Below are 14,751 nucleotides of genomic sequence, written 5' to 3' on the forward strand. Positions count from 1 at the left end.
AAAGCAGTTTTCAAGTAGATGAGGTACAAAATGCAGGACTCAAAATCAGACACAAAGAGTTTCTACTTCCTTCCTACTGCCTCCTTAAAAAACTACCTCAAAACTAGCGCTAGTTAGAGCAGGAAAGGAGGTAGCACCCAATTGTGCAAATTTACCGCCGGAATTAATCTCAGCAAAATTATCCGCCGAACCATTGGGGTTATAAAAGAGACTACCATTTGCGCTATTATAAACAATCAACGCACTACTAATTGCTGCTAAAGTATCGTTTGTTACTGTGGCAAAGTCTGCGGAATTTAATTCAGTTGGGAAGAATGAGTTACTTAGAGCGGTAAAGGTATATTTAGATAGTTGGATCTTGTCTTGCTTAGGATTGAAGTCACCAATAATATCAACTCCGAGTTCCTTAATATCAAACTTTGATCCTGTTGCAAATGCAAACTTATCTGAACCAGCGCCTCCTTTTAAGAAGTCGTCCCCACTATCTCCCTGTAGGTAATCGTTGCCTTTATTCCCGATCAGAATATCTTTTCCACTACTGCCAAAAAGAATATCATCACCGTTGCCGCCCAGAAGGTTGTCGTCATCACTACCCCCATCTATTCTGTCTGCACCATCTCCACCAATAAGGATGTCAGAACCTGCTCCCCCATCAATGTAATGGTTGCCAATAACACCAGAAAGCGAAATATTGTCATCACCGTCCCCAGCAAAAATAACCTGATTGCCAGCCGGAAAATTCCCCCAATTAAAGGTATCATCTCCATTTGTCGTAACAATATCAGTACTTATCACATTTTTGGCTCGAGCAACTGCCTCTTTTATCGCATCAGCAAAATTCTCACTTTTAGAACCAAGAGTCACTACACCACCTCGACCAAGCTGGGTAATTAGTATCTCGTAATCGAGTGCAACATCACTCGTAGTTAGAAAAATTGGAATAATGTTATTTGCTTCTAGCGCAGTTTTTACTTGTCCAATCTCTGGATAATCTTCATTAGGATCAATTACACCATCTCCATTATTGGCAATAGTATCACTTGGACTAACTGCTGCCCGATCGCCGGCAACGTGATAAACAGCATCGGTGGCTATTATGACAACACGAAATGAACCTACTCTGTAGCCGAGACTGCCACCGCTATCTAAAGCTGCGTACAAAAGTGCGTCTAATTGTGATTCGGGCCCATCATTGCCACCAAAAGCTGCAAAGTCAAAGATTTTGTCTTTGACTGTTGTTACATTATTTGTCAAAGCGACTTCTGCTTGATATACATAGTCAGCGTAACCCCCAAAAGGCGGAATTGGCTTATCCTTGAAAGAAGCAATACCAAATTTCAGGTCATTACCAAAGATCCTTGCTAACATCGGGTTGGTTAACCGATTTACCGTCCCAGGAAGTACGGCTTTTAGCTTGCCCAAATCGTCATCTGATGACGATGTTAAGTCTTTGAGCAGAACAATATCAGATACTAAAGTCATAGTTTTTCCCTGTGGCTATTTTTATTAATCGGTTGTATTGCAAAATGCCTGAACACTATTTCAGCTTGATATTAGCAAGGTTAATTGATTTAAGATAGTACTTAAACTGAAGAAAATATAATCTCTTTCAACAAATATTTGCTTTGTCCTTACTCAGGCTTGATTTCGTTTGTCTGGGGCTTGTTATTTAATTGGTTGTACCCTACTAACGTTATAATCGCAGACTTAACGAGAGAGAATGTCACAATATATGAGTTAAGCTAAAGTGCGTCAATGGGCCAGCAGTGAAGACAATGCTTTGGATTAGAGGATGAATCAGTATTTTGCAACGGTTGCTCGTGGATTAGAAACCCTCGCGGCTCAGGAGTTAGAGCAACTGGGTGCTCATTCAGTGGAGCCTGGGTTTTGCGGTGTAGCCTTTGAGGGCGATCGCACTCTGCTTTATCGCGTCAACATCTGGGCTAGGCTGCCGTTCCGAATCTTGGTGAATATCTATGAGTTTACATGCCTTGATGCCAAGGATCTCTATCGCGGCATCCAGAGTATCGATTGGCAAAAGTATCTCACGCCAGACATGACGCTGGCAGTGAATACTACGGGCAAAAACGATCGCCTCAATCACACCCACTTCACATCTCTCCAGATCAAAAATGCGATCGTTGACCAGCAGAAAGAAAATCTGGGTGAGCGTTCAAATGTAGAGCTTCATGATCCAGATGTGCGGATCAATGTTCATATTGAACGTGACTTTTGTACCGTTAAACTCGACAGTTCTGGAAATAGTCTGCATCGCCGAGGCTACCGTCCTGCGGTTGGAGCAGCCCCTCTAAAGGAATCTCTGGCTGCTGCCCTGATTCAGCTTTCGGGCTGGGAGCCAAACCAGATGTTCTATGACCCTCTCTGTGGATCTGGCACTTTACCCTTGGAAGCTAGCTTAAAGGCACTGAACATAGCACCAGGACTGTTTCGGGATTCCTTTGGATTTGAAAATTGGCTCGATTTTGATTTATCCCTTTTAGAAAAGCTGCTCCAAGAAGCTAAGGATAGCCAACTGGATACCCTGACCGCGCCTATTTGGGGAAGCGATCGCGATGAAAATATAATCGAGCAAGCGATTCACAATGCTCAAAACTGCGGCGTTGATAACCATGTATGGTTTTCTCAAATGGAGCTTGCTGATGTTGTTGCCCCCGCAGACAGTGGGGTTTTATTCTGCAATCCACCTTATGGCGAACGCCTGGGGCGAGATAGTGATTTAGGGGCGTTCTATAAACTTTTGGGCGATGTGCTGAAACAACGCTTCAAAGGCTGGACTGCGTTTGTGTTGAGTGGCAACAAGGAACTGTCTCAATCGATTGGACTAAAATCATCCCAGCGAATTGCGGTGTACAACGGAACGTTGCCCTGTCAGTTAATGAAATATGAGTTGTATTAAGACAGAATCGAGCAGATTTTGCGATTTATGCTTTCGCAGGATATTTAAGGCGATCGTTGTTAACTAATGTTGCCTTAACTATTTCCGAAATGACCCATAGTTCCCGAGCCAGCCCTTGCAGAGCAGATTTGCTCATGGCATAAACGCCGCCAATAAATGGCATACGTTCGGCGTTGGTGCTGCCTATGTTGATGATGCGTTCGCCCTCTTTCATGTGCTTGACTGCGGCCTGCATCGCAACAAACACGGCACGCACGTTAATAGCGAAGGTTCGATCAAAGTCCGCGAGGGTGAAATTATCTGATCTGTAATAAGCTGTTACGCATAAAACTAGTACATTTACCTGATGACTGTTGACCGTTGACTGATGACCGATAACCGTCAACCGTCAACCGTCAACCGTCAACGATTATAAAGAATGTTTATATAATTTAGACGCATATCAGCTTATCATGTCCGCTTGATTGCTTATTAAACCCGAAGAACCCCAAAGAGTCAAAGCTATGCTTTGTCTCCCCTCCTGCTTGCGGGGAGGGGTTGGGGGTGGGGTGTAATGACTGTGGTTAGCATAACTAATTATGCGGACATGATATAACTTTATAACTTGCAGCCTCAAGATTTTGATGATCAAGACTGAAACTACTTCAACCTCTGAAGTAGTTTCAGTCTTGTATTCCACGAAATCCTAAGAATGTGTAATCAGATAGCGCGACGGCGGCGAACCATTACCATTCCACTTGCTACTAAACCAAGACCCAACAAAGAAGCAGGTTCAGGAACGGAAGTAGGAGGGGGATTTGTCCCTATCTTAGGGACAAATAATGAGGCATGAGATAATCCTTTTCCTGCATTTCCACTCCCATTTAAAGCAACACCAATGGTATTGAATACTCCCGTTAAACCTTTAGAGAAATCATAATCTTTGAATAGGTAAGCACTATAAGCAGTACTTGTTTTAAGGCTAACTACAAACGTGTTACTGGGCAATGCTGCTCCCAAACCCCATGTGCCAGAACTAGAGTTATTGGCTGCTGTAATCGCAAAGGGATTCGGGTCATCAGATTTGCCAGCTAAAGTCCATTGCACACCAGTACCAACAAAGCTGCTAAACAGACCATTATTTAAGTCAGGGAGCAAAGTACCTTGTGCCCCTGTGTCATTACCAGTATTTGCGCCATCACAAGCTGTAGCTAAAACTCCTCCTAGCGAAATATCACTAAGGCTACATATTGGTGAAGAAGTTTGACCGCCTCCAGCATTACCACTGTTGCCACCTGAGGCAGCATATACTGGCGCAGCAATTGAAGTACAAGCGATTCCAGTAAATAATAAAACTGAAGTTGATATTAAAGAAAAACTTTTTCTCATTTTTTTCTCTGTTTTAAACTCTGTTCAATATGGATTGTTATTGATGTAGTTACTAAATATTTACTTTGGAATAATAGTCCCTACTCCGATACTTTGAATCTTATACTTAGTTATTTTTCCTTGTCCTTAATCTGGCGTCATTTTTATCAGATATTTAAACAATCGCCGCTTATTTAATCTCCTGATAAAGTAGGGATTATATCCTCAGTAAAAACTTTGAAACTTTACATAAAAAATAAATGTAGCGCTCCTTAATCGGAATCACCACGGGGGCAATTGTGAAGGAAAACACAATGCATTTGAAAAAGGGGTCAGCCCCAACTCTTGGAGACGCTGTTCGCGTTCGGGGAAGTCAAAAGTTAACACTGAGCGAAGTCGAAGTGTCAAAAGTAAAATGAGCAATCGTACCGAAAATTACCCACTTGACTGAAAAGCTTGCTAGGTAAGCATTCTCTCAATCAATATTTTTTGCAATTCTCAAAGTACCAATTAACCTATAAGCTATTTAGTCCAGCAATTTAATACGGCACAGCAAGATATCAGCAATGATTAAAATCCAGTCATAGCCAAGCTGATTGCTCTCAATTGCTTGTACTTTGTGTTAGGGCAGCTTCCCGTAGATATCGCATTCACTATTTCAGATTTTACGATGCCTACGGCGGTAAACTACGCAATTCCTTAAAATACTTAAAGCAACTGCCTCTGCCACCTTGATGCCATCGATACCCGCCGAGAGGATTCCCCCTGCGTATCCGGCTCCCTCACCAGCCGGATAAAGTCCGACTGTATTTAAACTCTGATAATCTTCTTTGCGTTTAATCCGAATCGGTGATGAAGTGCGGGTTTCTACCCCAGTCAACACGGCATCATCCATCGCAAATCCTTTAATTTGTTTGTCAAAAGCGGGAAGTGCTTCACGGATGGCGGCGATCGCATAATCTGGTAAACTCTCACTCAAATCACCCAAATGTACCCCAGGTGTATAAGACGGCTTAACAGTGCCAAATGCTGTAGAAGGGCGATGGTTGAGAAAGTCTCCCACCAACTGCCCTGGAGCTTCATAAGTTCCACCGCCCAACTCAAAAGCCCGTTCTTCCAAGCGCCGTTGGAAGTCAATTCCCGCTAAGGCGTTGCCCGGATAATCTTCGGGGGTGATGCCCACAACAATCGCACTATTGGCATTGCGCTCATTGCGAGAGTATTGGCTCATTCCATTGGTGACAAGTCGCCCCGGCTCTGATGCGGCTGCAACCACTAAACCCCCCGGACACATACAAAAACTATAGACGGAACGACCATTTTGGCAGTGGTGAACCAGTTTGTAATCGGCAGCACCTAAAAGCTTATGACCAGCTTGAGCGCCGAAACGACATTGGTCGATGAGAGTCTGGGGATGTTCGACCCGAAAGCCGATGGAAAAAGGTTTCGCCTCGATGTAAACTCCACGATCAAATAGCATTTGGAAGGTATCACGGGCGCTATGACCTACTGCGAGAACGACATAATCGCTGGCGATATATTCCCCACTGGCGAGGGTAACTCCCCGCACCTGTCCATTTTCGATGTTAATATCTTCCACCCGGCTTTGAAAGCGAATTTCACCGCCGAGGGATTCGATTTTGGCACGCATACTTTGGACGATTCCCACCAGTTTGAAGGTGCCGATATGCGGTTTGTTGATATAGAGAATTTCCGGTGAGGCTCCGGCATTGACGAGTTCGGTTAGTACTTTGCGCCCATAATGCTGAGGATCTTTGACTTGACTGTAGAGTTTGCCATCGGAAAATGTACCCGCACCACCTTCACCAAACTGGGCATTAGATTCGGGGTTGAAGTCTGATTTTTTCTTCCAAAAGCCAAAAGTATCAGCAGTGCGATCGCGGACTTGTTTGCCACGTTCTAAAATGATGGGACAAAAGCCCATTTGCGCGAGCATCAAACCCGCAAACAAGCCACAAGGGCCAGTACCAATCACGATGGGGCGAATCGCCAAATTGCTCGGTGCTTGTGCCACTGGGCGATAACTCATGTCTGGCGTGGCAATCACATGAGGATCTTTTTTCAGGCGCTTAAGTAGATGAGTTTCCAGAGTCGTTTCTACATCCAGAATATAAACAAAAGTAATCTCTCCTTTCTTACGGGCATCATAGCTACGCTTGAAGATGGAATAGCTGATCAAATCTTCGTCCGTGATTTGCAGCTTTTTGAGGATGGCAGTCTTGATCTCATCTTCAGGATGATCAAGCGGGAGCTTTACTTCTGTTAGTCGTAACATGGCGAGGAGAAATGCATACTGTCTATCAAAATCTTAATCAAAATCACTGCGAGGCGGCTGATTTTCGTGGCTCAAACAAACGTGAGTTCGATAAACTTCTCCCTGCCTTGAACTAAAGTTCAACTCTCTCCCTCTCCGAGTCGGAGAGGGACGGTTTTGCGTAGTAAAACCTTCTTAGAGGTCTTTTATGATGGCTAATTAGACAGATAAGATATATCGCGTTAAACAAGACTAACAGCCGCCTCTAACATTCGTATTGTCCCAAGTTCAGCATTTATTTCCACTTCCACACCGATTGGTAAAGTAAATTTATCCTTAATATGACCAATCATTGAACCATACCAAGCAGGAATACCTAAAGGAAGTATGTGTTGTTGCAATACTTGCATTAATGTAAATGACGGTTCATCTCCAAGACTACATTTAGTGCATTGCCCAAAGATAAAGCCAGCAATTTGGTTTAGTATCCCAGCAGTTTTTAACTGCGTCAGCATCCTATCTATACGATAAACATCCTCGCCAACTTCTTCCACAAACAGGATGCTTTTGTTCCAAGAAGGTAGGTAAGGTGAACCTACCATCGCTGATAGCACTGACAAGTTTCCACCCACAAGTTTACCCCTCGCCTTTCCCGGTGCTATTATCTCTATCCGCACTTCGCTAGGGTTGAGATTTTGCATAGTCACCGCTTCACCATTAAATAGGATGCGCTTGAAGTAATCCACTGTAAATTGATTCCAGGTAGAGGTGGCAACTGGCCCATGAAAAGTAATCATTTGACTACGGGCATTAATTGCCAATAACAGCGTCGTAATATCGCTGTAACCTATGATAATTTTCGGATGCGAGCGGATTAGCGAGTAGTTGAGTAAGGGTAAAATGCGATTACAACCCCAACCACCACGCATGGGAATAATTGCTTTTATGGTGCGATCGCTAAACATCAAGTTTACATCCTGGGCGCGATCGGCATCTTTACCCGCTAAATAGCCATAACGGTCTAAAATATGCTTTCCCAACTTGACTTTTAACCCTAACTGTGAAATCGATTGCTGCGCTGCTTCGATGTCTTTAGTGTCAACGATACCCGCAGGGGAAATCAATCCTACGGTATCGCCAGCTTGCATCTGGGGGGGCTTGCGGCTGGTGTTTGGAGATGGCTTACCTTGGGCGGTAAGTGCTTCTGGTATCTGGGTAGCGAAGATAGCAAATCCACAGGTTGTGAGAAATTCCCGGCGTTTGATATTCATAAGCATTGAGTTGAGGACTAAGCAATAGGACTGTTTTCCTAATAGCTAGTACCGCAAGGCGGAAGTCAACCCCTTCGGGGAATTAAAAATTAAGAATTAAAAATTAAAAATTTAGGAATTTGATGATGGGGATAGTTGACCTATTGGGCATATCTTCGGTAAGCTGACTGTAACTTTAGTTCCTTGCCCTACTTGACTAGACAAGGTAATATTGCCACCGTGTAACTCTACGCAAGCTTTAGCGATCGCTAGCCCTAATCCTGTACCGGGGATTGTGTCAACGTTACTTCCACGACTGAAGGATTGAAACAAATTTTCTTGATCTGCCATCGGGATACCAATTCCCTGATCTTTGATATAAAAGATTACTTGTGATTCTTTGCCGATGAGGTGGAATTCTACAGTACCTCCATCTGGAGAGTACTTAATTGCATTGGATATTAAGTTAGTAAAAATTTGCTGCAAAAGTCCGCGATCGCCCCAAAAGTCCTGGTTATTACCAGTAATTTGAAAAATCAATTCGTGGCGATCGCCTACTGTTTCTCGCTCTTGTTCTATCAAGTCAGAAAAAAATTGCAGTAAATCGAGCAAAATAGGTTTAAACTTGGGTTTCTCTAGTTCAAATTGATTAACCAGAAGCATATTATCCACAAGTTTGGACATATACCTGGCTTTGTGTTCAATAATTCCTAAGAACCTTTCTTGTTTAGACTCATCTAGTTGCTGGCTATGTTTGACCAAAGTTGATGCAGCAGCCAGAATTGAAGTTAGCGGCGTTCGATACTCATGGGAAACTGTTGCAATAATTTGCGATTTAAATGCATTGAGTTGCTTTTCTTTGGCAAGTGATGCTTGAGTTTGGGCTAGCAATTCCGCTTGTTGAATGGCGATCGCTAGTTGCACCGAAACTTCATTGAGCATTTGGGCATCATCAGTTTGCCACTGTCGTTCCCCGGAATTATGGTGAGCAATCAATAAACCCCAGAGTTTGGGGTTTGGGTTCCCATTGTTACTCAGATTAATGGGAACTACTAGATTTGCCTTAGTATTAAATTGCTCTTTTAGGCTGACACAATTACACAAGCCAAGCTCATAGATATAAGGGATGGGGGATTGGGGACTTGTACTGAGCGAAGCCGAAGTAGTGGGGATTGGGGATTGGGAAAACTCTTCCCTAGTTATCAGTATGTCTTCTTGTCTCCTTGTCTCCTTGTCTCCAGTCCTCACCCCCCAGTCCCCCACCCCAACGCGATCGCACAATGCTACAGTGCGGCATGGCTCAACTGAGGAGGCAACTATTTTACCGTCGGCATCTGGGGCGAACTGATAGACTATCACGCGATCGCACTTCAGAAGTTGCTGTACCTCAGCTACAGCCGTATTCAAAATTTGCTCTAGGTTAAGAGACTGGCGAATTCTTAAAGCAGTGGTGGCAATTAAGCGCTGTCTCTCCTGAGTTTTGTAGAGTTGGGCTTGCAAGCACGATTGCTTAATGGCGTTGCGGACTGTTAGTTGCAGTACATCCTGTGTCAGATGTTGCTTGACTAAATAATCCAAAGCACCCCGTTTCATTGCTTGCACAGCTATCTCTTCATCACCACGCCCTGTCAGCATAATCACAGGGACAGAAGTTTCAAATATCTTCTGCTGCATCTGATCGAAGAGTTCTAACCCACTCATATCAGGTAGGCAAAAATCCAGCAGGATGACATCAAAGCGCATTTTTTGGCACAAAGCAAGTGCTTCTTCTGCACAGTCTGCCTCCAAAATCTGGTAAGACTGGTGCGGATCTTTCAACAGATATCGACGATAGATTTTTCGATCTGCTGCACAATCATCGATGATGAGTAGTGTCCATGTGTCCAACATATTAAGTATGAGGATTGGGGAGCCATGTAGATCCCTTTTATCCAGATTATGTTTTTATTGCATAATTCTAAAAATAATATAAAATAAGTGTAAATAAAATCTAAATTCTTTAGAAATTCTAAAGTAATTTAAGCGGTAAGATAAATAACAAAATGGGGAAAACGCATCTAAAACAGACAAGCAGACACAGTGAGTCAAAGAGGAAAATGTCTCTGTGTCCTCCAAGGCGTTTCCTTTGTTATCCTTTTTTCCCTATTGCTTCATCAAGAGAGAATAAACAAATTAATCCAAGGCTGGCGGCATATTGGCTTCAAGCCAATAGTCCACGAATGCTTGAATCGTCTTTTTTAATTCCTGAGCATCCATCGGCTTTACTAGATATCCATTTGCACCCTTTTGGTAGCACAGTTCAATATCCTTGGGGTTAGATGATGTGGTAAAAACAACGATGGGGATTTCCTTGAAACTCTTGTCTTGCTTGAGCCGATCTAAAATATCACGGCCATCAATACCTGGCAAATTCAGATCGAGCAAGATAACAGAAGGTCTTAGTGCTACTTTAGAGTTGCGTAAGGCTTCGCTTCCTTGTTGATAGAGGAAGTCTAAAACCTCATCCCCATTAGTACAACGATGTATGGGGTTCTGGACGGACATGCGCCGCATCAGACGTTGTAGCATCCGAAAATCTTCATTGCTGTCCTCAACAACGAGCAGAGGTTCATGAAGTTTTTTTGTCATTCGTAGTCTTAAAAGAGCTTAACAAAAATATATATTTGGTTATTATCTTAAACTATTCCAGCGTGAAATAGAAAATTGAGCCAACGCCTACGGTAGATTCAACCCAAATTTGGCCGTTATGAAGCTCAACAATCTTCTTAACAATAGCTAGTCCAGCACCTGCTCCTCCACCGTACTTTTCCTGGGAGTGGAGCCGCTTGAAGAGTCGAAAGATGGTTTCTAGGTGATGCTGTGGAATTCCAATACCATTATCTTGGATATAAAAGATTGGGGATTGGGGATTGGGGATTGGGAATTGGGCATGGGGAATTGAGTATGGGGCATTGGGCATTAGGGATTGGTCAATAATCAATAGTTCATCTTCCCCTGCTTCCCCTGCTCCCCCTGCTTCCCCTGCTCCCCCTGCTCCCCCTGCTCCCCCTGCTTCCCCTGCTCCCCCTGCTCCCCCTGCTCCCCCTGCTCCCCCTGCTCCCTGCTCCCAGCTAAGAGCTCCCTGCTCCTCTTCTTGAGAAAAGTAGCCAATCTCAACCCATTGCTCTGGCTTATCGTTGTATTTAAACGCATTACCCAGGAGATTACTGAAGACTTCATTAACGAGAACTCGGTCACACTGAACTGTTGGTAAAGGCCGAGGAATGCGAATATCCACAAGTCCAGAGTCTTGGCGACTAGCACGAAAGACTTCAATCACTTGAGTAACCAATTCGTTGAAGTCAGTTGCTTGCTCTCGCAGTTGTGCTTGTCCTAACTGCGATAACCGCAGTAGAGCATTAATTAGAGTTTCCATGCGTACAGACAAGGAAACTACTGTTTGCAAGCACTCAATTCCGTCATCATCTAATACTTGGGCATAGTCTTCTAGCAGCACCGTTGAGAAGTTATAAATTCCCCGCAAAGGCTCTTTGAGGTCATGGGAAGCAGCGTAGGCAAAAGATGCGAGTTCTTGGTTGCTGCGCTCTAACTCCAGGTTGATTTTAGCTAATTCATCCGCCTTAGATAGTACAATACCAACGATCGCATTACTCAGAGCGATCGCACTCTCAAGTTCACAAGCTTCCCAAGGTAGAGAAGTTAATCTAACCGTTTCTTGCCATTGTTCAAAGGATTTTCGTGGAGATAGGCTAATGCTACCATCTGCTTGAGCTTGAATGGATTCGTTGGGATTACCTGCCCAGTTTACCGTTTGGATAACTTCGGGGCGAAACCAAAGAATATAATAACGCCGGACTTTAGAAATTCGCAGTAGCAGCAAGCCACTGGCAGTATCTTTTAATATGAGCGCCTCTGGGTAAAGCTTCGGCAGAGAATCAGTGGAAAATAGGTTGTCATTAACTTGGGTATCCGCCCATTCAATTAACGCCCGAACTTCACGAATATTCGGTGTTGCTCCCACAAGGGTAATTTCATTATCCAGACAAACCGCCGCTCCAGTGGCACTAACAAGATCGAGCAAGCGGATTTCAGGTTTAATTAGAGCATCGATAAAATTATCTGCCTGGGAAATAGACTCTAGGAAATCAGACTGTAGTGATTTGAGTTTTACCTTATAGTTCCATTCCGAATAACTAATTTTGTGCGCTAATTCAGAAGACACAATCTGTCCCAAAAATTCGCACATTTTCTGCACTTCGTAAGAAATATACTTTGGTGTTAAATTATGGCAAGATATTAATCCCCAAAGCTTCTGCTCTTGAATAAGCGAAATCACCAAAAGAGCTTTTACTCCCATATTTTGATGATATTCAGCACAACACGAATCAAAACTTCGTAGCACAGAGTAGCTTAAGTCAAGAGGCTGATGTGTTGTCGGATTTTCCGGTGGAACTAGCTTAACAGGTTCGGCAGTCAAATCGGGGAGAAATCGGAGAAAGCAGCGCGTGTATAACTCCCTAGCCTGCGCTGGAATATCTGTAGCGGGATAGTGGAGTCCTAAATAAGGTGATAAATCTTCCCGTTTGACTTCTGAAACAACACAACCCGCTCCCGACTGGTCAAATTTATAGACCATTACCCGATCAAAACCGATAATTTTTTGGACTTCTTGTGCCACTACATGCAAAAATTCTATCAGGTTTGATGTTCTCTGCATTTTTGCGATCGCTTCACCCGCCAAAGCATGAAAGTCTAAAAAACTCACCTCAGATTTTGAGTCTGTCGGTTCTAACTCCAGAATCACAGCCTCTTCTGTACGATGAACAATAGCGTCAAAATCTTTTTGCCGATGCAAAGTATTTATTGATACTTTAAAAGCATTAGGACTGCCAATTTTTTTTACCAAGCACTGCTTTACAGTTTCTATTTGTTGAGCTTCTAGCAAATAGCTCAATGGTTTGCCGAACAAGTGTTCTGGCTCTTTGCCCAAGTGTTCTTGGGTATTGTTGCTAACTTGCAGTATCTCTAGCTGAGTACTGAGTGCCAGTAGAACGCCATGAGGTTGAATAGAGCCAGGTATGTGAATAGGTTTGCGATCGTGGTTAGTCAGAGCAGTAGCTTGGGTAGTAGTATTTTCAGGCTGGCTCATAAATCAACTTATGTAAAGCTGATTTTTACAATAGCGCAATTAAATGTCACATTTCTTTAAAGTATATGCCGAGTAGTATGAATGCGAAGAAATTTTTTGTAAATGCTATTCACAAAACAAGGGTATTTACTGCGACTGAGTAATTTCTGTATTCAGCATTAATTGCAAAGCATTTATGATGTTGGTAAAATTCTCATATTCAGTATTTTCGCTAGTACTCTTAAAATAATAATTTTCATTAAAAAAACATAGCACTACCCAACTGGAGCTATATAAATAATATTTATTTATTTGGGAACATAAGTTTATGGACTCAACCACAACTTATACTTACGATGCCGACGGCAAACTCCTATCCCAGAGCATAGACAACAACAGTGATAGGACAATAGACTCAGTTATTAACTACGGCTATAACCTTACATACTATACCTTTGACGGCAACGGCGACGGCATCGCTGATTATGCCGAAAATTATACTTATGATGCCAAGGGCAACAAGACATCCTTTAGTCAGGACACCAACGGCGACGGCATCGCTGATTATGCCGAAATCTATACTTATGATGCCAACGGTAAGCAGACATCCTCTGGTACTGACTACAACGACGACGGCATCGCTGATTATATCGAAATCTATACTTATGATGCCAAGGGCAACAAGACATCCTTTAGCCGTGGCGACTACGGCAACGGCATAGCTGATTATGTGACAACCTATACTTATGATGCCAAGGGCAACAATACATCCTCTAGTCGTGACGACAACGGCGACGGCATCGCTGATTATATCGAAATCTATACTTATGATGCCAAGGGCAACAAGACATCCTTTAGTCGTGACGACAACGGCGACGGCATCGCTGATTTTGTCATAACCTATACTTATGATGCCAAGGGCAACAATACATCCTCTAGTGGCATCAACGGCGACGGCATTGCTGCTTTTGTCACCAATTATACTTATGATGCCAAGGGCAACCTGCTGACACGGCAAAGCATTAACTTCAACAGTGACGGCATCGCTGATTATGTGACAACTTATACTTTTGATGCCAAGGGCAACCTAACATCCCTTAGTCGTGACAACAACGGCGACGGCATCGCTGATTTTGTTTCAACCTATACTTATACTTATGATGTCAACGGGAAGTTGACATTTTTTAGCCAAGACGAGAACGGCAACGGGTTTGTTGATTATATCAAAACCTATACTTATGATGTCAACGGCAACCTGACATCGGAAAGCAAAGACTATAACGGCAACGGCATAGTTGATTTTTTCTATAATGGCGATACCGAGAACCCCCCCTCAATTGATTATCTCTATACCTATACTTATGATGCCAAGGGCAATCGGATATCCCTTAGCGAAGACTACAATGGCGATCGCATAGCTGATAGTGTCACAACCTATACTTATGATGCCAAGGGCAAACTGATATCCTCTAGCCAAGACTATAAAGGCGAGGGCGAAATTAATGGTATCTATGACTACAAGACAGACGGCATAGCTGATAAAGTCAATACCTATACCTATGGACGCGCAACCGCCAGTTATGACTTCAATAATGATGGTGTAATTGATGCAGTTGGTATCTATAGCTACAATGCTAAAGGAAAACTAACTACACAAAAGATTGATAATAATCAGGATGGCATCATTGATGAGGTAACTGCTTACAGTAGCCCTGTCAAGGTGACTTTTTTGCAGTCGCTAAAAGTTTGGCAGTGGAAACATGTGGATGCTGAGGGTCATACTTTGGAGGATCTTTCTTCTTCTTTGGAGCACGGGTATGTTTGAGAAAAGACT

Annotated in this window: 10 protein-coding genes; 2 read left to right on the forward strand and 8 right to left on the reverse strand. The window is 43.2% G+C overall.

Annotated elements, in window-relative coordinates; genetic code table 11:
- Positions 1-84 precede the first annotated feature (84 nt).
- Positions 85-1,482, reverse strand: coding sequence for a hypothetical protein (locus LC586_RS20540; protein ID WP_229486551.1), 1,398 nt, complete (start codon positions 1,480-1,482; stop codon positions 85-87).
- A 310-nt stretch (positions 1,483-1,792) separates the two neighbouring features.
- On the opposite strand from LC586_RS20540, the gene LC586_RS20545 reads away from it, so the two are divergent.
- Positions 1,793-2,917: a THUMP domain-containing class I SAM-dependent RNA methyltransferase gene (locus LC586_RS20545; protein WP_229486552.1), complete on the forward strand. Its 1,125-nt coding sequence runs from the start codon at positions 1,793-1,795 to the stop codon at positions 2,915-2,917.
- A 25-nt stretch (positions 2,918-2,942) separates the two neighbouring features.
- Here LC586_RS20545 and LC586_RS20550 read toward each other — a convergent pair whose 3' ends face one another.
- The 7 genes from LC586_RS20550 to LC586_RS20580 all read right to left on the reverse strand — a co-directional run bounded on the left by LC586_RS20550 (position 2,943) and on the right by LC586_RS20580 (position 12,938).
- Entirely contained in the window at positions 2,943-3,302 is a 360-nt protein-coding gene (locus LC586_RS20550; protein WP_229486553.1) for an SDR family NAD(P)-dependent oxidoreductase, read from the reverse strand.
- Between the two features lie 314 nt (positions 3,303-3,616).
- Positions 3,617-4,285: a PEP-CTERM sorting domain-containing protein gene (locus tag LC586_RS20555; protein ID WP_229486554.1), complete on the reverse strand. Its 669-nt coding sequence runs from the start codon at positions 4,283-4,285 to the stop codon at positions 3,617-3,619.
- Positions 4,286-4,922: 637 nt separating this feature from the next.
- Positions 4,923-6,560 carry an NAD(P)/FAD-dependent oxidoreductase gene (locus LC586_RS20560; protein ID WP_229486555.1) on the reverse strand — a complete coding sequence of 546 codons (1,638 nt, stop codon included), beginning with the start codon at positions 6,558-6,560 and terminating at the stop codon, positions 4,923-4,925.
- 221 nt (positions 6,561-6,781) lie between these two features.
- The gene (locus LC586_RS20565) at positions 6,782-7,810 is read right to left on the reverse strand and encodes a S66 peptidase family protein (protein ID WP_229486556.1); all 1,029 of its coding nucleotides are present in this window, start codon (positions 7,808-7,810) and stop codon (positions 6,782-6,784) included.
- A 111-nt stretch (positions 7,811-7,921) separates the two neighbouring features.
- Complete coding sequence (locus LC586_RS20570) at positions 7,922-9,679, reverse strand: ATP-binding protein (protein ID WP_229486557.1); 1,758 nt, start codon at positions 9,677-9,679, stop codon at positions 7,922-7,924.
- A gap of 282 nt (positions 9,680-9,961) precedes the next feature.
- On the reverse strand, positions 9,962-10,417 hold the full coding sequence (locus tag LC586_RS20575; protein ID WP_229486558.1) for a response regulator: 456 nt from the start codon (positions 10,415-10,417) through the stop codon (positions 9,962-9,964).
- Between the two features lie 52 nt (positions 10,418-10,469).
- Complete coding sequence (locus LC586_RS20580; RefSeq protein WP_229486559.1) at positions 10,470-12,938, reverse strand: ATP-binding protein; 2,469 nt, start codon at positions 12,936-12,938, stop codon at positions 10,470-10,472.
- Positions 12,939-13,245: 307 nt separating this feature from the next.
- On the opposite strand from LC586_RS20580, the gene LC586_RS20585 reads away from it, so the two are divergent.
- Positions 13,246-14,742, forward strand: coding sequence for a hypothetical protein (locus LC586_RS20585; protein WP_229486560.1), 1,497 nt, complete (start codon positions 13,246-13,248; stop codon positions 14,740-14,742).
- Positions 14,743-14,751 lie beyond the last annotated feature (9 nt).

Source organism: Nostoc favosum CHAB5714, assembly GCF_020829495.1.
In the GTDB taxonomy this organism is placed as follows: domain Bacteria; phylum Cyanobacteriota; class Cyanobacteriia; order Cyanobacteriales; family Nostocaceae; genus Nostoc; species Nostoc favosum.